Annotated in this window: 14 protein-coding genes, 1 tRNA gene and 1 rRNA gene; 13 read left to right on the top strand and 3 right to left on the bottom strand. The window is 70.8% G+C overall.

Annotated features, from left to right (window positions below):
- From rrf to ABT296_RS24570, 3 genes are all read left to right on the top strand, one after another.
- Window positions 1–95 (top strand): 5S ribosomal RNA (gene rrf, locus ABT296_RS24580); the annotation flags it as partial.
- Window positions 96–209: 114 nt separating this feature from the next.
- Window positions 210–872 carry a DegT/DnrJ/EryC1/StrS family aminotransferase gene (locus tag ABT296_RS24575; protein ID WP_351930790.1) on the top strand — a complete coding sequence of 221 codons (663 nt, stop codon included), beginning with the start codon at window positions 210–212 and terminating at the stop codon, window positions 870–872.
- 93 nt (window positions 873–965) lie between these two features.
- A tRNA-Thr gene (locus ABT296_RS24570) sits at window positions 966–1,038 on the top strand.
- A 73-nt stretch (window positions 1,039–1,111) separates the two neighbouring features.
- Here the strand turns inward: ABT296_RS24570 and ABT296_RS24565 are convergent.
- The gene (locus ABT296_RS24565) at window positions 1,112–3,859 is read right to left on the bottom strand and encodes a SpoIIE family protein phosphatase (RefSeq protein ID WP_351930784.1); all 2,748 of its coding nucleotides are present in this window, start codon (window positions 3,857–3,859) and stop codon (window positions 1,112–1,114) included.
- A 437-nt stretch (window positions 3,860–4,296) separates the two neighbouring features.
- On the opposite strand from ABT296_RS24565, the gene ABT296_RS24560 reads away from it, so the two are divergent.
- The 10 genes from ABT296_RS24560 (at window position 4,297) to ABT296_RS24515 (ending at window position 18,938) form a co-directional block, all read left to right on the top strand.
- Window positions 4,297–9,690, top strand: coding sequence for a HAMP domain-containing protein (locus ABT296_RS24560; RefSeq protein WP_351930783.1), 5,394 nt, complete (start codon window positions 4,297–4,299; stop codon window positions 9,688–9,690).
- Window positions 9,691–10,030: 340 nt separating this feature from the next.
- Window positions 10,031–10,711, top strand: a complete 681-nt coding sequence (locus ABT296_RS24555; RefSeq protein ID WP_351930782.1) for a response regulator — start codon at window positions 10,031–10,033, stop codon at window positions 10,709–10,711.
- A 134-nt stretch (window positions 10,712–10,845) separates the two neighbouring features.
- Window positions 10,846–13,557 carry a DNA translocase FtsK gene (locus tag ABT296_RS24550; protein WP_351930781.1) on the top strand — a complete coding sequence of 904 codons (2,712 nt, stop codon included), beginning with the start codon at window positions 10,846–10,848 and terminating at the stop codon, window positions 13,555–13,557.
- 243 nt (window positions 13,558–13,800) lie between these two features.
- Window positions 13,801–14,637, top strand: a complete 837-nt coding sequence (locus tag ABT296_RS24545) for a helix-turn-helix domain-containing protein (RefSeq protein WP_351930780.1) — start codon at window positions 13,801–13,803, stop codon at window positions 14,635–14,637.
- A gap of 83 nt (window positions 14,638–14,720) precedes the next feature.
- The gene (gene rimO / locus ABT296_RS24540) at window positions 14,721–16,193 is read left to right on the top strand and encodes a 30S ribosomal protein S12 methylthiotransferase RimO (protein ID WP_351930779.1); all 1,473 of its coding nucleotides are present in this window, start codon (window positions 14,721–14,723) and stop codon (window positions 16,191–16,193) included.
- Entirely contained in the window at window positions 16,190–16,903 is a 714-nt protein-coding gene (gene pgsA, locus ABT296_RS24535) for a CDP-diacylglycerol--glycerol-3-phosphate 3-phosphatidyltransferase (protein ID WP_351930778.1), read from the top strand. Before rimO ends, pgsA begins: the two co-directional genes overlap by 4 nt.
- Window positions 16,900–17,445 carry a CinA family protein gene (locus tag ABT296_RS24530; RefSeq protein ID WP_351930777.1) on the top strand — a complete coding sequence of 182 codons (546 nt, stop codon included), beginning with the start codon at window positions 16,900–16,902 and terminating at the stop codon, window positions 17,443–17,445. Before pgsA ends, ABT296_RS24530 begins: the two co-directional genes overlap by 4 nt.
- A gap of 109 nt (window positions 17,446–17,554) precedes the next feature.
- Window positions 17,555–17,935, top strand: a complete 381-nt coding sequence (locus ABT296_RS24525) for a helix-turn-helix domain-containing protein (protein ID WP_015657463.1) — start codon at window positions 17,555–17,557, stop codon at window positions 17,933–17,935.
- 154 nt (window positions 17,936–18,089) lie between these two features.
- Window positions 18,090–18,560 carry a Dps family protein gene (locus tag ABT296_RS24520; protein ID WP_351930776.1) on the top strand — a complete coding sequence of 157 codons (471 nt, stop codon included), beginning with the start codon at window positions 18,090–18,092 and terminating at the stop codon, window positions 18,558–18,560.
- A 102-nt stretch (window positions 18,561–18,662) separates the two neighbouring features.
- Window positions 18,663–18,938, top strand: a complete 276-nt coding sequence (locus ABT296_RS24515) for a hypothetical protein (RefSeq protein WP_351930775.1) — start codon at window positions 18,663–18,665, stop codon at window positions 18,936–18,938.
- Here the strand turns inward: ABT296_RS24515 and ABT296_RS24510 are convergent.
- Both ABT296_RS24510 and ABT296_RS24505 read right to left on the bottom strand, forming a co-directional pair.
- The gene (locus ABT296_RS24510; RefSeq protein ID WP_351930774.1) at window positions 18,886–19,650 is read right to left on the bottom strand and encodes an SDR family NAD(P)-dependent oxidoreductase; all 765 of its coding nucleotides are present in this window, start codon (window positions 19,648–19,650) and stop codon (window positions 18,886–18,888) included. The two genes, ABT296_RS24515 and ABT296_RS24510, sit on opposite strands and share 53 nt — an antisense overlap.
- Before the next feature lie 32 nt (window positions 19,651–19,682).
- Complete coding sequence (locus ABT296_RS24505; RefSeq protein WP_351930773.1) at window positions 19,683–20,507, bottom strand: Fpg/Nei family DNA glycosylase; 825 nt, start codon at window positions 20,505–20,507, stop codon at window positions 19,683–19,685.
- Window positions 20,508–20,536 lie beyond the last annotated feature (29 nt).

Raw genomic sequence — 20,536 nt, 5'->3', positions numbered from 1 at the left:
AAACGCCCGGTTACATTCCGAACCCGGAAGCTAAGCCTCACAGCGCCGATGGTACTGCAGGGGGGACCCTGTGGGAGAGTAGGACGCCGCCGAACAAACTTTAAAAGGGTTGGACCCGGAACTTCGGTTCTGGGTCCAACCCTTTTTTGCTGTGCGTCACTTGAAGTTCACGTTGCGGAACCACCATCCAATTCATGGGTACTGCTGCAATGCTCAGGGCCGCTGGCGTCGGAGTCGGTGACGAGGTCGTCGTACCGGCCTTCGGGAACGCCGATGTCGCGGAGGCCGTGGTCCTGGCCGGCGCGCTGCCGGTCTTCGCCGACATAGATCCCGTCACGTACTGCCTGGACGCCGGCGCCGTCGAAGCGGTCGTCACCGCGCGGACCGCCGTCGTCGTCGTCGTGCACCGCTTCGGCAGGTCCGCCGACATCGCACGGCTGCACGGACTCGGGCAGCGACACGGACTGCTCGTGCTGGAACAGGGGGAGTCCGAGGCGCCGTACGACGAGGTCGCGCAGCGGCGGCAGCGGGCCGCCTACCTCGACGCGAAGTTGAAGGGCGTGCGGACGCCCGACGGTGGGGACGGGCACACCTACCAGCAGTACGTCGTGCGCGTGCCCGGCAACGGGCGGCCCGACCGGGACGCCTTCGCACGCGCCGTACGCGCTCGCGGTGTCGAGTGCTCCGTGCCGGTGAAGACCCCCGTGCACCGGCTGCCCGAGTTCCGTCGGTGCGTGTCCCTGCCGGAGACCGAGCAGGCCGCCGACGAGACGCTCACACTGCCCGTCGACGCCGTGCTGACGAAGCGGGACATGCAGCGGATCGTCTCCGCGTGCAACGCGCTGGGCGGGCTGCTCCAGGCCGCCGGGTAGGGATCATCCGCGGTCGAGGACGTGGTTCGAAGCAGGCGCGGATTCAGGGTATGATCTCTCTTGTTGCCGCGCGGGAGACCGCGAAGGGAACAGGCCCCTATAGCTCAGTCGGTAGAGCGTCTCCATGGTAAGGAGAAGGTCAACGGTTCGATTCCGTTTGGGGGCTCAAGAAGAAAAGGCCTCCGCCCTTGTGGGCGGGGGCCTTTCTCATGTCCCCGGTGGCCCGGGGACCTTGTGGCTCAGTCCGTGTGCAGACCCGGCACGCGCATCGTGAGGATCGCCATGTCGTCGGACGGGGCGTCCGAGGCGAAGCGCTCCACGGCGCGCATGATGCGCGCGGCGACCGCGCCGGCCGTCAGGCCCGTACACGTCGTCAGGACGTCCGTCAGGCCGTCGTCGCCCAGCATGCGGGTGCCCTCGCGGCGCTCGGTGACGCCGTCGGTCACACAGAGCAGGACGTCCCCGGGATCGAGGGTGACGGTCTGCTCGTAGAGCTCCAGGTCCTCCATCACGCCGAGCAACGGCTGTGGTTCGGCGGCCGGTTCGACCGTGCCGTCCTGGCGCAGGCGCAGCGGGAGCGGGTGGCCGGCGCAGACCACCTTCAGTTCGGCGCTGCCGTCCTCCTGCGGGCGCAGCTCGCCGTACAGGAGGGTCAGGAAGCGGCTGCGGGCGCCCTCGTCGAGGATCGCGGAGTTCAGGCGCTCCAGGACCGCCGGGCCGCTGAGGCCCTCGCGGGCGAGGAGGCGCAGCGCGTGGCGGGCCAGGCCGGTCACCGCGGCCGCGTTCGGGCCGGTGCCGCAGACGTCGCCGATGGCGAAGCCGTAGGCGCCGTCGCTGATCGGGAAGAGGTCGTAGAAGTCGCCGCCGACCTCGTTGCCCTCACCGGCCGCGCGGTAGATGACCTCGACCTCGACGCCGTCGATGTCGGGGAGCTCCGGGGGCAGCAGGCTGCGCTGGAGGGACTGGCTGATGGCCGTGCGCTCCGAGTACAGGCGGGCGTTGTCGAGGGCGAGGGCGGCCCGGCGGGAGAGGTCCTCCGCCAACTCCAGGATCTCCTGGCGGAAGTGTTCGTCCGTCGGCTTGCCGAGGGTCAGCATGCCGATGACGCGGTTGCGGGCCACCAGGGGCAGGACGACGGTCTCGCCGCCCACGGCCGAGGCGGTCGCGAGGGTCGGGCCGATGCCGGAGCCGGCCCGGGGGAGCGAATCGCCCAGGCCGAGGCTGCGCATGGAGGTGCGCAGGGCCGCCTGATGGGCCGCCTCGGCCGGCGCGGCCCAGATACGGGCGCCAGGGGTGGGAACCGGGTCAGGCGGGGCGATCTTGGAGAGCAACGACTTGATGCCGTCGATGAGTTCCTCGTCCTCGTGCAGGACGTACGACAGGAAGGGCTCGGAGGCCTGGTCGGCGATGGTGTAGACGGCGCACCAGGTGGCCAGGGTCGGGACCGTCATCTGTGCCATCAGGGCGAGGGTCTGGTCGCGGTCCAGGGTGCCGGCGAGGAGGTCGGACGCCTCGACCAGGAAGCTCAGGGAGCCTCGGCGCAGGCGTTCCAGTTCGCCGAGGCGGGCGGACTCGACGGCCAGGGCGATGCGGTCGGCGGCGAACTGCAGGCGCAGGGCCTCTTCGTTGGAGTATCTGCCGGGGGCCTCCGCCGCGACGCCGAGGGAGCCCGTGAGGCGGCCCTCGACCTTCAGCGGGACGGTGACCACCGAGCGCATGCCGGTGCCGCCGAGCAGCGGGACGGCGCCGGGCACGGCCGACAGGTCGTCGTGCACGGCGGGCATGCGCGCCGAGCCGTAGCGGCCGGGGCCCGCCTCGACGGGCACGCGCGCGAAGCGCTGCCGGGCGCTGGGCAGGCCGGTGGAGGCGCGGACCTCCAACTCGGTCTCGTCGTCGGTGGCCAGGAGCAGGAAGGCGGAGTCGCCGTCGAGCATGTCGCGGGCGCGCTCCACGGTGCGCTGGAGGAGGCCGTCGAGGTCGTCCGGGGCGGGGGAGCCGATGAACACCTCGAAGGGGTCGGTGCTCTGCCCCTCGCCGGAGCCGGTGTCGGAGGCCGGCACGCGCAACGGCGTCTGGAGGACGGCGCGTTCGTTGTCCCGGACCAGGAGGCAGACCGTGGACGGCTCGCCGTCGGTGTCGCGGACCCGGAGATGGGAGGCGTAGACCGGGGTCACCCGGCCGCTGGCGCCGCGGATGCCGTAGCTGCCCTCCCAGCGGGAGAGTTGGAGGGCCTCGGCGATGCCGGTGCTGGTGCCCGGGGTGTGCGGCCAGGCGGCGAAGTCGGTGAGGGGCTTGCCGATGACCTGCTCGGCGGCGTAGCCGAAGAGTTCCTCGGCGTCCTCGTTCCAGGCCGAGACCGAGCCGGTGCGGTCGATCTGGATCACGGCGACGCGGACGCGGCCGTCGGCGAGGGGGAGGAGGTCGGAGGGGAGGGAGGGGCCGGCCGCGCGGGTGCCCACGGGGCGCTGGGGGAGGTCCAGTTGGAACCAGACCTGCTTGTGGGTGGGGGCGTACTCCACGCCCCAGCGGCCGGCCAGGGCCGCGCACAGCTGGAGGCCCCGGCCGCCCTCGCGGTCCAGGCTGCCCATGTTGACCGCGGCGCCCTGGAGCGGCACCTCGCGCTCCGGGTAGCGGTCGGCGACCTCGATGCGGACGCCGTCCTCGGAGCGCAGGCACAGCACGTCGGCGGAAGTGCCCGCGTGCACCACGGCGTTGGTGACCAGTTCGCTGGTGAGGACGACGGCGTCGTCGACGATGTCGGCGAAGCCCCAGCCCTGGAGGGTGTCCCGGACGAAGGAGCGGGCGCTCGCGACCGATCGTCCGACGGGCTCGAAGCTGGCGGCCGCGCGCGCGGTGATCACTGAACTCCTCGACCGGTTGTCGACGTGCAGGGCTGCGTGGCCGACCGGCTCCTGCCGCTGATGCGGCAGGCCGCCCTTCGGCCGGGGTTCCGAGGGCTGGTCCCCCGGGATCAGTCCGGTGGTCATGTTGTGCGGCCGCCCCTCCGATGCCCGCTCGTTTCCGTGCCACCGCCCTAGCCGGACGGACCGGTGCGGCTGGACAGCCGCTGCCAAGGTTACTTACCTTCGCCGTCCACGCGGATGCCGGTCTGCAGTGTTTCCGCCCGGAGGGTGTGCGGACGGTGTGCGAAGCTGCCGAACTGTTATGGCCGGGTTCGGCCGGGGTGAAACACTGGGAAGGCTTCCTGTGAAGGTCCGGGCAGCCCGAGTGGGCCCGGTGCCCCGCGGGCAGCAGCCCGTGGTGCGGACTGATGCATCCGGCAGGATTACGCAGCAGTGACCGGCGTATCGAACAGGTGTGCCGGGAGTACGGCAGTGACGGTCGACCCCTGCGGGAGGGACACGTGGAGTCTGGCGCAGCGACGCGGGGCACGAAAACGCGCGCGAAAGGCGGACAGGCCCTGATGAACCAACGCAAACCGCGGGGCGGTACCACCGCGGTGGACACGGCCGCGCTGAACCGACTGCTGGCGGCCCTCGTCTCGATGCGGGAGGGCAACTTCCGCAAGCGGCTCACGGTGTCCGGCGACGACGTGATGTCGGAGATCGCGGCCGTCTTCAACGAGGTGGCCGACCGCAATCTGCATCTGACCGGTGAGCTGTCGCGGGTGCGGCGCATGGTGGGCCGTGAGGGCAAGCTCACGGAACGGCTGGAGACGGGCGCCTGCGAGGGCTCCTGGGCCGCGGCGATCGACAACTCCAACGCCCTGGTCGACGATCTCGTACGGCCGGTCTCGGAGGTCGGGCGGGTCCTGACCGCGGTCGCCGAGGGTGATCTCTCGCCGCGCATGGAGCTGCGGACGCAGGCCGCGGACGGCGCCGGGCATCCGCTGCGCGGGGAGTTCCTGAAGGTCGGCCGTACCGTCAACAATCTGGTCGACCAGCTGTCCACGTTCACCGACGAGGTCACCCGGGTGGCCAGTGAGGTGGGCACCGAGGGCAAGCTGGGCGGGCAGGCGCGCGTGCGGGGCATGTCGGGGTCGTGGAAGGACCTCACCGACTCCGTCAACACCATGGCGTACCGGCTGACCGCGCAGGTGCGGGACATCGCGCTGGTGACCACGGCCGTGGCCAAGGGTGACCTGTCGCGCAAGGTCACCGTCCACGTGGCCGGCGAGATGCTGGAGCTGAAGAACACCGTCAACACGATGGTGGACCAGCTGTCGTCCTTCTCCTCCGAGGTGACCCGGGTGGCCCGCGAGGTGGGCACCGAGGGCGAGCTCGGCGGGCAGGCGCAGGTGCCGGGCGTGGCCGGGGTGTGGAAGGACCTCACCGATTCGGTGAACCTGATGGCCGGCAACCTCACGGCCCAGGTGCGGGGTATCTCACAGGTCACCACCGCGGTCGCCAACGGTGACCTGTCGCAGAAGGTGACCGTGTCGGCGCGCGGCGAGGTCGCGCAGCTCGCGGACACCATCAACCAGATGACCGAGACGCTGCGGATCTTCGCGGACGAGGTCACGCGGGTGGCGAACGAGGTCGGCGCCGAGGGGCGGCTGGGCGGGCAGGCGAACGTTCCGGGTGCGGCGGGCACCTGGAAGGACCTGACGGACTCCGTCAACACGGTCTTCCGGAACCTGACCATCCAGGTGCGGGACATCGCCGCCGTGACGACCGCGGTGGCCAGCGGTGACCTCTCGCAGACGGTCACGGTGGACGTGGCCGGCGAGATGCTGGAGCTGAAGAACACCGTCAACGGCATGGTCGACCAGCTGTCGTCCTTCGGTTCCGAGGTCACGCGCGTGGCCCGGGAGGTCGGTGTCGAGGGCGAGCTGGGCGGGCAGGCGCAGGTGCCCGGTGCCGCGGGCACCTGGAAGGACCTCACCGACTCCGTCAACACCGCGTTCCGCAACCTCACCGGGCAGGTGCGCAACATCGCCCAGGTGACGACCGCGGTGGCCAACGGCGACCTCTCGCAGAAGGTCACCGTGGACGTCTCCGGCGAGATGCTCCAGCTGAAGAACACCGTGAACACGATGGTCGACCAGCTCTCGGCCTTCGCCGACCAGGTGACCCGGATGGCCAGGGACGTGGGCACCGAGGGCCGCCTGGGCGGTCAGGCGGTCGTCCCGGGCGTGTCGGGCACCTGGAAGGAGCTGACCGACTCCGTCAACTTCATGGGCGGCAACCTCACCTCGCAGGTGCGGCAGATCGCCCAGGTGACGACGGCCGTGGCGCGCGGCGACCTCTCCCAGAAGATCGACGTGGACGCGCGCGGGGAGATTCTGGAGCTGAAGAACACCATCAACACGATGGTCGACCAGCTCTCCGGGTTCGCCGAGCAGGTGACCCGGGTGGCCCGCGAGGTGGGTACCGAGGGACGGCTCGGCGGCCAGGCGCAGGTGCCCGGTGTGGCCGGCGTGTGGCGCGACCTGACCGACTCCGTGAACGGCATGGCCGGCAACCTCACCGCCCAGGTGCGCAACATCGCGCAGGTCGCCACCGCGGTGGCGCGCGGTGACCTGTCCCAGAAGATCACCGTGGACGCCCGCGGGGAGATCCTGGAGCTGAAGAACACCCTGAACACGATGGTCGACCAGCTGTCCTCCTTCGCGGAGGAGGTCACCCGGGTCGCGCGCGAGGTGGGTACGGAGGGGCAGCTCGGCGGTCAGGCCGAGGTGCAGGGTGTCTCCGGCACCTGGAAGGACCTCACCCAGTCGGTGAACTTCATGGCGAACAACCTGACCATCCAGGTGCGCAACATCGCCGAGGTCACCACCGCGGTGGCCAAGGGCGACCTGTCGAAGAAGATCACCGTCGACGCCAAGGGCGAGATCCTCGAACTCGTCACCACCGTCAACACGATGGTGGACCAGCTGTCCTCCTTCGCCGAGCAGGTGACCCGGGTGGCCCGCGAGGTGGGCACCGAGGGCATCCTGGGCGGCCAGGCGCACGTCCCCGGCGTGGTCGGCATCTGGAAGGACCTCAGCGACAACGTCAACCTGATGGCCAAGAACCTGACCATGCAGGTGCGGAACATCTCCCAGGTCGCGGCGGCCGTCGCCAACGGCGACCTGACCCGGACGGTGACGATCGAGGCGCGCGGCGAGGTCCAGCAGCTCGCCGACACCTTCAACACCATGGTGAAGACGCTCAGTTCGTTCGCCGACCAGGTCACCAAGGTGGCCCGCGAGGTGGGCACGGACGGCATCCTGGGCGGTCAGGCGCACGTGCCCGGGGTGGCGGGCACCTGGAAGGACCTCACCGACTCGGTGAACGGCATGGCGTCCAACCTGACCGGTCAGGTGCGGAACATCGCCATGGTCACCACCGCCATCGCCAAGGGCGACCTGACGAAGAAGATCGACATCGACGCCCGGGGCGAGATCCTGGAGCTGAAGACGACCATCAACACGATGGTCGACCAGCTCTCCTCCTTCGCCGAGGAGGTCACCCGCGTCGCCCGCGAGGTGGGCACCGAGGGACAGCTGGGCGGCCAGGCACGCGTGCGTGACGTCGACGGCACCTGGCGGGACCTGACCGAGTCGGTGAACGAGATGGCCGGGAACCTGACCCGGCAGGTGCGTGCCATCGCGCGCGTGGCGACCGCGGTGACCCGCGGCGACCTGAACCTGAAGATCGACGTCGACGCCTCCGGCGAGATCCAGGAACTCCAGGACTACATCAACAAGATGATCGCCAACCTGCGCGACACCACGATCGCCAACAAGGAGCAGGACTGGCTCAAGGGCAACCTGGCCCGGATCTCCGCGCTGATGCAGGGCCGACGGGACCTTCAGGACGTGGCCTCGCTCATCATGAGCGAGCTCACCCCGGTGGTCTCCGCGCAGCACGGCGCGTTCTTCCTGGCCATGCCCGACGCCGGCCAGGCCGGCGAGGACCACTACGAGCTGCGGATGCTGGGCAGTTACGGCTACTCGATGGGGTCCATGCCGACCTCGTTCCGGCCGGGCGAGGCGCTGGTCGGGACGGCGGCGCAGGAGAAGCGCACGATCCTGGTGGAGAACGCGCCCAGCGGCTACCTGAAGATCTCCTCCGGGCTCGGCGAGGCGCCGCCCGCGCAGGTGATCGTCCTGCCGGTGCTCTTCGAGGGCCAGGTGCTCGGGGTCATCGAGCTGGCCTCCTTCACCCCGTTCACGCAGATCCAGAAGGACTTCCTGAACCAGATCGCGGAGATGATCGCGACCAGCGTCAACACCATCTCCGTCAACACCAAGACCGAGGTGCTGCTGAAGCAGTCGCAGGAGCTGACCGAGCAACTCCAGGAGCGGTCGGCGGAGTTGGAGAACCGGCAGAAGGCTCTCCAGGCGTCCAACGCCGAACTGGAGGACAAGGCCGAGCTGCTGGCCCAGCAGAACCGTGACATCGAGGTGAAGAACACCGAGATCGAGGAGGCGCGGCAGGTCCTGGAGGAGCGGGCCGAGCAACTCGCGGTGTCGATGCGCTACAAGAGCGAGTTCCTCGCCAACATGTCGCACGAGCTGCGCACCCCGCTCAACTCGCTGCTGATCCTGGCCAAGCTGCTCGCCGACAACGCCGAGGCCAATCTCTCCCCGAAGCAGGTCGAGTTCGCCGAGACGATCCACGGCGCGGGTTCCGACCTGCTCCAGCTGATCAACGACATCCTGGACCTGTCCAAGGTCGAGGCGGGGAAGATGGACGTCTCCCCGACGCGCATCGCCCTGGTCCAGCTCGTCGACTACGTCGAGGCGACCTTCCGGCCGCTGACCGCGGAGAAGGGCCTGGACCTGTCGGTACGGGTCTCTCCCGAGCTGCCCGCGACGCTCCACACCGACGAGCAGCGGCTGTTGCAGGTGCTGCGCAACCTGCTGTCCAACGCGGTGAAGTTCACCGACTCCGGGTCGGTCGAGCTGGTCATCAGGCCGGCCGGGGCGGATGTGCCGGTCACGATCCGTGAGCAGCTGCTGGAGACCGGTTCGCTGCGGGACGCGGACGCCGGACTGATCGCGTTCTCGGTGACCGACACCGGCATCGGGATCGCCGCCAGCAAGATGCGGGTGATCTTCGAGGCGTTCAAGCAGGCCGACGGGACGACCAGCCGCAAGTACGGCGGTACGGGCCTGGGGCTGTCGATCTCCCGGGAGATCGCCCAGCTGCTCGGCGGCGAGATCCACGCGCAGAGCGAACCGGGCCGCGGCTCGACCTTCACCCTGTACCTGCCGCTGCACCCGAGCGAGCTGCCGCCGCAGGGCTACCAGCAGTCGATGCCCGCCCTGGAGGCCGGTGACCTGGTGGCGTCCGCCGCCGAGCTGTCCGAGCTGACCGAGGCGGAGATCGAGACGCCGGCCGAGGTGAAGTCGTACCGGGAGACCCAGAACGGCGCGGCCGCCCTGTTCCGGCGGCGCCGCCGGACCACCTCCGATCCCGAGCCGACGCCGCTGGAGCAGTGGCCCTCGGCGGAGCGGGAGTCCGCGCCGCAGGTGCGCCGGGGCATCCGGTTCGGCGGGGAGAAGGTGCTGATCGTCGACGACGACATCCGCAACGTCTTCGCGCTGACCAGCGTCCTGGAGCAGCACGGCCTGTCGGTGCTGTACGCCGAGAACGGCCGTGAGGGCATCGAGGTGCTGGAGCAGCACGACGACGTGGCGGTCGTCCTGATGGACATCATGATGCCGGAGATGGACGGCTACGCCACGACCACGGCGATCCGCAGGATGCCGCAGTTCGCCGGGCTGCCGATCATCGCGCTGACCGCCAAGGCGATGAAGGGCGACCGGGAGAAGGCGATCGAGTCGGGCGCCTCCGACTACGTCACCAAGCCCGTCGACCCGGACCACCTGCTGTCGGTGATGGAGCAGTGGATGCGGGAGGAGTGACGGGATCGGTCGGGCTTCGTACGGGCCCCGTGAGCATGCCGCCACCAGGGCGGGCGGGGCCCTACGGTGTTCACACGGAGTCGCCGGACCGGCGGGCCCGCCGCCGTGCGGGCCGTGTAGCGGGACGGAAATCGGGGAACGTTCTGGTCTCCTGCCGCGTTTGCGGTATGTGCACAGTGACATCGCGGTGACAGGGTGTGGCGACGGGCGGGGTGCGGCTACCATGACCGGCACGAGGACGGGCGGCGCAAGGGAGTCGCCCCCCGGGGCGGCACCCGTCGGTGCTGCCCCGAGTCCTGCGGACAGGGGAGGCCCCATGCCGGGGCGAGGAGGGCGGGCCATGGTGCAGAAGGCCAAGATCCTCCTGGTCGATGACCGGCCGGAGAATCTGCTGGCGCTGGAGGCGATCCTCTCGGCGCTCGATCAGACCCTGGTGCGGGCATCGTCCGGGGAGGAAGCGCTCAAGGCGCTGCTCACGGACGACTTCGCGGTCATTCTGCTCGATGTCCAGATGCCGGGCATGGACGGATTCGAGACCGCCGCGCACATCAAGCGCCGGGAGCGGACCCGGGACATCCCGATCATCTTCCTCACCGCGATCAACCACGGCCCGCACCACACCTTCCGCGGGTACGCGGCGGGAGCGGTCGACTACATCTCCAAGCCCTTCGACCCATGGGTGCTGCGCGCCAAGGTCTCGGTGTTCGTCGAGCTGTACATGAAGAACTGCCAGCTCAGGGAGCAGGCGGCGCTGCTGCGGCTCCAGTTGGAGGGCGGCGGCAAGGTCGCGGGCACCGAGCCGAAGGAGCCCGCGGGGCTGCTCGCGGAGCTTTCGGCGCGGCTGGCGGCGGTCGAGGAGCAGGCCGAGGCGCTGTCGAAGCAGCTCGACGACGAATCGGCGGACGCGGCCGCGGTGGCCACGGCGGCCCATCTGGAGCGCAAACTCACCGGCCTGCGACGGGCGCTGGACGCGCTGGAGCCCGGCACCGGCAGCGCCTCCTCCCTGCCCTCGCAGAACTGACGCCCGGGTGGCGCGCGTTGGGAGTGGCCGTCCGGTGAACGTGCGTCAGTTCCACGCCGTCACAACGGCGACACGAACGGGTGAAGCAGTGGGCACACGTGTCCGCTGTCGTCTCCCCCGGTAATCTCACCCCCATGGCCTCACGTCCCTCCGCAGCCAAGAAGCAGCCCGCGAAGAAGGCGGCCGCTCCCGCGAAGGGTCCGGTCAAGAAGGCCCCCGCGAAGAAAGCCCCCGCCAAGAAAGCCCCCGCCAAGAAGGCGCCGGCCAAGAAGGCGGTGGCCAAGCCCGCGCCCAGGCCGGCCCCCAGCCCCACCGGCGGCATCTACCGCCTGGTGCGTGCCCTCTGGCTCGGCCTCGCGCACGCGGTCGGCGCCGTGTTCCGCGGAATAGGGCAGGGGGCCAAGAACCTCGACCCGGCCCACCGCAAGGACGGGGTCGCGCTGCTGCTGCTCGGCCTCGGTCTGATCGTCGCCGCCGGAACCTGGTCCAACCTGCGCGGCCCCGTCGGCGAGCTGGTCGAGATGCTGGTGACCGGTGCCTTCGGCCGGCTCGACCTGCTGGTGCCGATCCTGCTCGCGGTGATCGCGTTCCGGTTCATCCGCCACCCGGAGAAGCCCGAGGCCAACGGCCGCATCGTGATCGGCCTGTCGGCGCTCGTCGTCGGCGTCCTCGGCCAGGTGCACATCGCCTGCGGCTCGCCCGCGCGCAGCGACGGCATGCAGGCCATAAGGGACGCCGGCGGTCTCATCGGCTGGAGCGCGGCGACCCCGCTGACGTACGCCATGGGCGAGGTCCTCGCGGTGCCGATGCTGGTGCTGCTCACCGTCTTCGGGCTGCTGGTGGTCACCGCCACCCCGGTCAACGCCATTCCCCAGCGGCTGCGTCAGCTCGGGGTCCGGCTCGGGGTGCTGCACGACCCCGGGGTGCCGGAGTTCGACGACGACGAGCGCTACGACGAGCAGTGGCGTGAGGCGCTGCCAGCGCGCGGCCGCCGGCGCGGCTCCCCGCCCGAGGCGTACGACCCCGACGACGCCGAGCAGGAGGCGCTCTCGCAGCGGCGGGGCCGCCCCCGGCGCCCCGCGGTGGCGCAGCCCGACACGAGCCGTCCCATGGACGCCGTGGACGTCGCCGCCGCGGCCGCCGCCGCGCTCGACGGGGCCGTCCTGCACGGCATGCCGCCCTCGCCGATCGTCGCCGACCTCACCCACGGTGTGAGCGTCGGGGACCGCGAGGAGACCACCCCGACGCCCACCCCGGTACCGGCCGCCCGGCCCCGGCAGGAGCGGCTGCGGGCCGAGGTCGCCGACCTCACCAAGCCCGCGCCGGAGGCCCCCGCCGACCTGCCGCCGCGCGCCGAGCAGCTCCAGCTGTCCGGCGACATCACCTACGCGCTGCCCTCGCTTGACCTCCTCACCCGCGGTGGCCCCGGCAAGGCGCGCAGCGCCGCCAACGACGCCGTCGTCGCCTCGCTCACCAACGTCTTCTCCGAGTTCAAGGTCGACGCGGCCGTCACCGGTTTCACCCGCGGACCGACGGTCACGCGCTACGAGGTCGAGCTGGGCCCGGCCGTGAAGGTCGAGCGGATCACCGCGCTGACCAAGAACATCGCGTACGCCGTGGCCAGTCCGGACGTGCGGATCATCTCGCCGATCCCCGGCAAGTCGGCCGTCGGCATCGAGATCCCCAACACCGACCGGGAGATGGTCAACCTCGGTGACGTGCTGCGCCTCGCGGCCGCCGCCGAGGACGACCACCCGATGCTGGTGGCGCTCGGCAAGGACGTCGAGGGCGGCTACGTCATGGCCAACCTGGCGAAGATGCCGCACGTCCTGGTCGCCGGCGCCACCGGTTCCGGCAAGTCCTCGTGCATCAACTGCCTGATCACCTCGATCATGGTCCGGGCCACCCCCGAGGACGTCCGGATGGTCCTCGTCGACCCCAAGCGGGTGGAGCTGACCGCCTACGAGGGCATCCCGCACCTGATCACGCCGATCATCACCAACCCCAAGCGGGCCGCTGAGGCGCTCCAGTGGGTCGTGCGGGAGATGGACCTGCGCTACGACGACCTCGCCGCCTACGGCTACCGGCACATCGACGACTTCAACCAGGCGATAAGGGACGGCAAGGTCAAGCCGCCGGAGGGCAGCGAGCGCGAGCTCCAGCCCTATCCGTACCTGCTGGTGATCGTCGACGAGCTCGCCGACCTGATGATGGTCGCGCCGCGGGACGTCGAGGACGCGATCGTGCGCATCACCCAGCTCGCCCGCGCCGCCGGCATCCACCTGGTGCTCGCCACACAGCGGCCGTCGGTCGACGTGGTGACCGGTCTGATCAAGGCGAACGTGCCGTCCCGGCTGGCCTTCGCCACCTCCTCGCTGGCCGACTCGCGGGTCATCCTCGACCAGCCCGGCGCCGAGAAGCTCATCGGCAAGGGCGACGGCCTGTTCCTGCCGATGGGCGCCAACAAGCCCACCCGTATGCAGGGCGCGTTCGTCACCGAGGACGAGGTCGCGGCGATCGTCCAGCACTGCAAGGACCAGATGGCGCCCGTCTTCCGCGACGACGTCACCGTGGGCACCAAGCAGAAGAAGGAGATCGACGAGGACATCGGCGACGACCTGGACCTGCTGTGCCAGGCGGCCGAACTGGTGGTCTCCACCCAGTTCGGCTCGACGTCCATGCTCCAGCGCAAACTGCGGGTCGGGTTCGCCAAGGCGGGACGGCTCATGGACCTGATGGAGTCCCGGAACGTGGTCGGTCCCAGCGAAGGCTCAAAGGCTCGTGACGTTCTCGTGAAGCCTGACGAGCTGGACGGCGTGCTCGCGCAGATCCGAGGGGAGGCTTGAGATGTGCCCGGTGCGGGTGGGCCGCCGATGTCCGATCGTGACTCACCCGTAAGGGATCAGTGAGCAACCGTTTCCCGTGGGCACACGTCAAGTTGAGGGAAGCAAAAAGCTCCCGCCCCACCATCGGCGTGTCCGGCCATACCGATGGCGTACAAAGTCCCACCGCCCGGTTGCCCCTCCCTTTGGCACCCCCCCTAGACTGAACCTCCAGCACAGGTGGCTACACGCTCGAAAGGCGCCCCCGTGTCCATCGGCAACTCCCCTGAAGACGAGCGTCCGTTCGAAGACGTTTCCGACGAATCCCGCACCTCGGTCGGCCGTGCCCTCCAGCAGGCCCGCATTGCTGCCGGGCTGACCGTCGACGACGTCAGCAACGCCACCCGAGTCCGCCTGCCCATCGTCCACGCCATCGAGGCAGACGACTTCGCCCCCTGCGGCGGCGACGTCTACGCCCGCGGCCACATCCGCACGCTGGCCAGGGCCGTCGGCATCGATCCGGGCCCGCTCCTGGCCCAGTACGACGCGGACCACGGCGGCCGTCCGGCGCCGACCCCGGCGGCCCCGCTGTTCGAGGCCGAGCGCATCCGTCCGGAGCGGCGCGGGCCGAACTGGACCGCCGCCATGGTCGCCGCGATCGTCGCGGTGGTCGGCTTCGTCGGGTTCACCGCGTTCAAGGGCGGCGACGAGGGCGGCGCGGCGCAGGTCGCCGACGGCGCCACGCCGTCGGCCACCAAGTCCGCCACGTCCAAGCCCAAGTCCGAGAAGCCCGAGGCGCCCGAACCCGAGCCCTCCGACAGCGCCATCGCCGCCGCGCCCCAGGACAAGGTGACGGTCCGGGTCAGCGCCCCCGACGGCAAGAGCTGGATCTCCGCCAAGGACCACAACGGCCGGCTCCTCTTCGACGGCCTCCTCCAGCAGGGTGAGTCGAAGACCTTCCAGGACAGCGAGAAGATCAACCTCGTCCTCGGTGACGCGGGCGCGATCCAGCTCTACGTCAACGGCAAGAAGATCGACGACGACTGGCAGCCCGGTGCCGTGGAGCGCCTCACCTACACCAAGGGCGACCCCCAGGTCGGCTGAGCGGTGCATGTCGTACGGGGTCGGCCAAGATCGGCCAACCCCGTCGACGTGGGGTGTCAGCGAGACAAAGTAGTCTTGAGCCCATGCCTGAACGCCGTACCGTCGCACTCGTCACTCTTGGCTGCGCCCGTAACGAGGTGGACTCGGAGGAGCTCGCAGGCCGCTTGGAGGCGGACGGCTGGGACCTCGTGGAGGACGCCTCCGACGCGGACGTCGCCGTCGTCAACACCTGTGGCTTCGTCGACGCAGCCAAGAAGGACTCCGTCGACGCCCTCCTGGAGGCCAACGATCTCAAGGGCCACGGAAGAACCCAGGCGGTGGTGGCGGTCGGCTGCATGGCCGAGCGGTACGGCAAGGAGCTGGCCGAGGCCCTGCCCGAGGCCGACGGCGTCCTCGGCTTCGACGACTACGCCAACATCTCCGACCGCCTCCAGACCATCCTGAACGGCGGCATCCACGCCTCCCACACCCCGCGGGACCGGCGCAAGCTGCTGCCGGTCAGCCCCGCGCAGCGCCAGGAGTCCGCCGCCGAGGTCGCCCTCCCCGGACACGGCCCGGTGGACCTGCCCGACGGGCTCGCCCCCGCCTCCGGCCCCCGCGCACCGCTGCGCCGCCGGCTCGACGGCGCCCCCGTCGCCTCGGTGAAGCTCGCCTCCGGCTGCGACCGGCGCTGTTCCTTCTGCGCCATCCCCTCCTTCCGCGGCTCCTTCATCTCGCGCCGCCCGAGCGACGTCCTGAACGAGACGCGCTGGCTGGCCGAGCAGGGTGTGAAGGAGATCATGCTGGTCTCCGAGAACAACACCTCCTACGGCAAGGACCTCGGCGACATCCGGCTGCTGGAGTCCCTGCTGCCCGAGCTCGCCGACGTCGACGGCATCGAGCGGGTCCGCGTCAGCTACCTCCAGCCCGCCGAGATGCGGCCCGGGCTGATCGACGTGCTCACCTCCACGCCCAACGTCGTGCCGTACTTCGACCTCTCCTTCCAGCACTCGGCGCCCGACGTGCTGCGCTCGATGCGCCGCTTCGGCGACACCGACCGCTTCCTCGAGCTGCTCGACACCATCCGGAGCAAGGCGCCCCAGGCGGGTGTGCGCTCCAACTTCATCGTGGGCTTCCCCGGCGAGTCCGAGGCGGACCTGGCCGAGCTGGAGCGTTTCCTCAACCACGCCCGCCTCGACGCCATCGGGGTCTTCGGCTACTCCGACGAGGACGGCACCGAAGCGGCGACGTACGAGAACAAGCTCGACGTGGACGTCGTCGCCGAGCGGCTGGCGCGGGTCTCCCGGCTGGCCGAGCAGCTGGTCTGGCAGCGGGCCGAGGAGCGCGTCGGAGAGACCGTGCGGGTGCTGGTGGAGTCCGTGGACGAGGAGGAGGGCGTGTACGGGCGCGGCGAGCACCAGGCGCCCGAGACGGACGGCCAGGTGCTGCTCACGAGCGGCGCGGGGATGAGCGTCGGCCGTATCGTCGAGGCGAAGGTGGTCGGCACGGAAGGTGTCGACCTGGTGGCCGAGCCGCTCGACGGCTCGCCCGTGCCCGGTGAGGAGGGGGCCAGATGACGGGAGTCCCGGCATCCGCCGCGGGCGGTTCCGCCAAGGCGGCGCCGGCCGCCCCGGCCCCCGACGAACAGGGCGGGGCCAAGCCGGCCCGGGGCGGGAAGATCGCGGCGGCGGCCGTCAACCAGGCCAGCGTCTGGAACATCGCCAACCTGCTGACCATGCTCCGGCTGCTGCTGGTGCCGGCGTTCGTGGCGCTGATGCTGGCCGACGGCGGCTACGACCCGGCGTGGCGCTCGCTCGCCTGGGCGGCCTTCGCCATCGCCATGATCACCGACCTGTTCGACGGTCATCTGGCGCGGACGTACAACCTGGTCACCGACTTCGGGAAGATCGCCGACCCCATCGCCGACAAGGCGATCATGGGGGCGGCGCTGATCTGCCTGTCGTCCCTCGGCGATCTGCCGTGGTGGGTGACGATCGTGATCCTCGGCCGGGAACTCGGGATCACCCTGATGCGTTTCCTGGTCATCCGGTACGGCGTCATCCCGGCGAGCCGGGGCGGCAAGCTCAAGACGCTCACCCAGGGCATCGCCGTCGGCATGTACGTGCTGGCACTGACGGGGTGGCTGGCCACTCTGCGGTTCTGGGTGATGGGTGCGGCGGTCGTCCTGACGGTGCTGACCGGGCTCGACTACGTAAGACAGGCCATTGTGCTGCGCAGAGAGGGAATCGCCGCGCGCCAGGCGGCGTCGGAGGAGACGGAAGCGTGAGTTCCCCGGCCACCGACGTGGTGCGACTACTGACGGTGAGGGGTGAGACCCTTGCCGCGGCGGAGTCGCTCACCGGTGGTCTCGTCGCGGCGGAGATCACCTCGGTCCCCGGTGCCTCCAAGGCGTTCCGGGGCTCGGTGACCGCCTACGCCACCGAGCTCAAGCACCGGGTGCTGGGCGTCGAGGAGGCCCTGCTGGAGCGGCGCGGGGCGGTGGACGCCCAGGTCGCCGCCCAGATGGCGGCCGGCGTCCGGACGGCGCTCGGCGCCGACTGGGGCATCGCGACCACCGGCGTCGCCGGACCGGACGAGCAGGACGGGCAGCCCGTGGGCACCGTCTTCGTGGCCGTGCAGGGACCCCTTTCCGCGGATTCCGGAGCATTCGGTGGCGGGAAAGTGGCCTCGCTGCGGTTGAACGGCGACCGGGCGGAAATTCGTATGGAGAGTGTACGGAGCGTACTCGCGTTGCTCCTTCAGCAGCTTGCGAGCGAACAGACCGAGAATGAGCGGGCACAGGATACGGAACAGAACGGGGGGTTTTGATGTTTGCAGCCCTGAGTGAACACGACATCGCTCCCCGCACGGCCGCAGCGCGAGGCGGTACGGTGGGGCGTGAAGGATGCGGCTACGCGGTCCGAGGAGGGAGCCACCGATGATTCTGCTCCGTCGCCTGCTGGGTGACGTGCTGCGTCGGCAGCGCCAGCGCCAGGGCCGTACTCTGCGCGAAGTCTCCTCGTCCGCCCGAGTTTCGCTCGGCTATCTCTCCGAGGTGGAGCGGGGGCAGAAGGAGGCATCCTCCGAGCTGCTCTCCGCCATCTGCGACGCGCTGGACGTACGGATGTCCGAGCTCATGCGGGAAGTGAGCGACGAGCTCGCCCTCGCCGAGCTGGCCCAGTCTGCTGCGGCCACCCCCAGTGAGCCCGTACCCACGTCGGTCCGGCCGATGCTGGGTTCCGTATCGGTGACCGGTGTGCCACCGGAACGGGTGACGATCAAGGCGCCCGCGGAAGCTGTGGACGTGGTCGCCGCGTGAGACCCGCGCGCGAGCACCAGCCGATCACGCGCTGAGGACGTGTACGAAGCCCCGGCCGGGGCCCCTCCGGGAGGACTGGAGAGGCGACGGCCGGGGCTTTCGTGCATCGTGGAGTGCGGGGACTCGGGGTCCGCACACCGAACGGAGCATCCGGATGTACGTCGTCAAGAGCCCGCTGCCCGAGGCCGACCTCAGAGCCGTGTCCGGGGCGCTGCAGGGCGCTCTCGTCGATCTGGTGGACCTGGCCCTGGTGGCCAAGCAGATCCACTGGAACGTGGTCGGACCGCGCTTCCGCTCCGTGCATCTGCAACTCGACGAGGTCGTGGACATCGCGCGGGCCCATTCCGACACGGTCGCCGAGCGGGCCTCCGCCCTGGGCGTGCCGCCCGACGGGCGGGCCGCGACGGTCGCCGAGGGCAGCGGTATCGGGGCGGTGCGGGACGGCTGGGTCAAGGACGTGGACGCGGTGGGGACACTGGTGGACGCGCTCGGCGCGGTCATCGCCCGGATGCGTGCGCGGATCGACGCCACCGGTGAGGCGGACCCGGTCAGCCAGGACATCTTCATCACCATCACGGCGGATCTGGAGAAGCACCACTGGATGTTCCAGGCCGAGAACGGGTGATGTCGCGACGGTGACACCGGTCCGCGCTGCTTCCGTGCCCCGCCGGTGCGCCCTCCCTGCGGGCACGGGCGGTGATCTAGCTTCGGGCTGGAGGTGGCGGTCATGGCGGGGATAGCGCGCTGGGGGGTTGCGCTCGGCGCCGGGACACTGTGGTGGTGGGCCGTGCTGCGGCTCGCCGTGGCGCCGGACGCCGGGGCGCTGGAGGGGGCCGTCGCCGCCGGGGGATGGGGGCTGAGCCTGCTGCCGGTGCACTCGGTGCCCAGGACGCGGGCGGTGAACGCCCTCGCGGCGGGGCGCTGGGGGCGGGCCTGGCGTACGGGCCGGGTCACCACGGCATCGCCACACCCCCGTTCGGGCGCAGGATCTGACCCGTCGTGAAGGCGGAGGCGTCCGAGGCCAGATAGAGCACCGCGTGCGCCACGTCCTGCGGGGCGCCCACGCGGCCCAGGGGCGCGATGCGGGCCATGCGCGCCTCGGTTCGCTCCTGTGCTTCCGCGTCGTGGCGGTCGGTCATGGGGGTGCGGATCCAGCCGGGGGCCACGGCGTTGACGCGGATGCCGTGCCGGCCCACCTCGGTGGCGAGGGTCTTCGTCAGCTGCACGACGGCCGCCTTGGCCGCGCCGTAGCAGAGCAGGCCCGGGCCGCCGGTGTCGACGGCGCCCGAGGCCATGGTGACGATGCTGCCGGGGGTGCGCTGGGCGAGCATCCGCCGGGCGGCCTCCTGGCAGGCGTAGAGGACGCCCTTGAAGTTGACGTTCAGGACGCGGTCGAGGTCCTCGTCCGTGGTCTCCAGGACCGGGCTGCTGTGCATGATCCCGGCGACCGCGGCCATCACGTCGAGCCGGGCGCAGGAGGCGACCGCCTCCCGCAGCCGGGCGCGGTCGGTGACGTCCAGCGGGTGGGTGTGGGCGGTGCCGCCCTCGTCCTCGATCAGGGTCGCGGTCTCGTGCAGGCCGCGCGTGTCGCGGTCCGCGCAGTGCACGGTGGCTCCGGCCGCCGCGAGCAGGACGGCCGAGGCGCGGCCGATGCCGCCGGCGGCCCCGGTGACGAAGGCGGTGCGTCCGGTGAGGTCGTACGCGCTGACGGCCATGAAGGGACGGTACGAGGGTTTCTGACGGTCCGTCAATTGGTGCGGCGGCGCCGGTGGAGCGGTGCGGGGGACGGGCCGCCCTGACAGCTCGGGCACCAGTACGTGGGGCGTTCGCGGGAGCCGTCGCCCTGCTGGGCGAAGAGGACCGGGGTGCCGCAGCGCAGACAGGGGCGCGGGGCGCGGCCGTAGACGAAGAGGTCCTGGCCGCGCAGGCCCGTCGTGCTGCGGACCGGGCGCTCCCGGTTGGCCTCCAGCAGCTTCTGGGCGAGGACCGGGAGTTTGGCGGCGCGGTCGGGCGGGACGGCGCCGATGGGGAGCCAGGGGGTCACGCCGAGCAGGAAGCAGAGCTCGCTCTTGTAGATGTTGCCGATGCCGGCGAGGTTGCGCTGGTCCAGGAGGGCCTCGCCGAGGGCGCGGGCGGGGTCGGCGAGGAGGTTCGTCAGGGCGCGCTCCGGGTCCCAGTCGGGGCCCAGGAGGTCGGGGCCGAGGTGGCCCACGGCGCGGGACTCCTCGCCGGTGCGCAGGAGTTCGAGGACCGGGAGGCGGTAGCCGACGGCGGTCCGGTCGGCGGTGGCGAGGACCGCGCGGATCTGGTGGGCGGGGCCGCCGGTCCAGCGCTCGCGGTCGGCGTAGATCCTCCAGGAGCCCTCCATGCCGAGGTGCGAGTGCACGGTCAGTCCGCCCTCGACGCGGGTGAGGAGGTGCTTGCCGCGCGCGGTGACGTCCAGGACGGTGCGGCGGGTGAGATCGGCCGTGGCGAACTTGGGCACCCGGAAGTCGCTGCGGGTCAGCGTGGCGCCCGCGAGGGCAGTGCGCAGGCGTTTCGCGGCCTGCCAGACCGTGTCACCTTCGGGCATGGGTCAAGAGTGGCACGGGGCGAGGCTCC

Source organism: Streptomyces sp. NPDC000983, from assembly GCF_040299205.1.
GTDB lineage: Bacteria > Actinomycetota > Actinomycetes > Streptomycetales > Streptomycetaceae > Streptomyces.
Note: the sequence above shows the minus strand (reverse complement) of the source record. Positions and strands in the feature narration are given on the sequence as shown.

Coding starts and splice junctions, on each gene's coding strand:
- ABT296_RS24575 (WP_351930790.1), top strand. CDS start 210: ATGCTCAGGGCCGCTGGCGTCGGAGTCGGTGACGAGGTCGTCGTACCG.
- ABT296_RS24565 (WP_351930784.1), bottom strand. CDS start 3,859: ATGACCACCGGACTGATCCCGGGGGACCAGCCCTCGGAACCCCGGCCG.
- ABT296_RS24560 (WP_351930783.1), top strand. CDS start 4,297: ATGAACCAACGCAAACCGCGGGGCGGTACCACCGCGGTGGACACGGCC.
- ABT296_RS24555 (WP_351930782.1), top strand. CDS start 10,031: ATGGTGCAGAAGGCCAAGATCCTCCTGGTCGATGACCGGCCGGAGAAT.
- ABT296_RS24550 (WP_351930781.1), top strand. CDS start 10,846: ATGGCCTCACGTCCCTCCGCAGCCAAGAAGCAGCCCGCGAAGAAGGCG.
- rimO (WP_351930779.1), top strand. CDS start 14,721: ATGCCTGAACGCCGTACCGTCGCACTCGTCACTCTTGGCTGCGCCCGT.
- pgsA (WP_351930778.1), top strand. CDS start 16,190: ATGACGGGAGTCCCGGCATCCGCCGCGGGCGGTTCCGCCAAGGCGGCG.
- ABT296_RS24525 (WP_015657463.1), top strand. CDS start 17,555: ATGATTCTGCTCCGTCGCCTGCTGGGTGACGTGCTGCGTCGGCAGCGC.
- ABT296_RS24520 (WP_351930776.1), top strand. CDS start 18,090: ATGTACGTCGTCAAGAGCCCGCTGCCCGAGGCCGACCTCAGAGCCGTG.
- ABT296_RS24515 (WP_351930775.1), top strand. CDS start 18,663: ATGGCGGGGATAGCGCGCTGGGGGGTTGCGCTCGGCGCCGGGACACTG.
- ABT296_RS24510 (WP_351930774.1), bottom strand. CDS start 19,650: ATGGCCGTCAGCGCGTACGACCTCACCGGACGCACCGCCTTCGTCACC.
- ABT296_RS24505 (WP_351930773.1), bottom strand. CDS start 20,507: ATGCCCGAAGGTGACACGGTCTGGCAGGCCGCGAAACGCCTGCGCACT.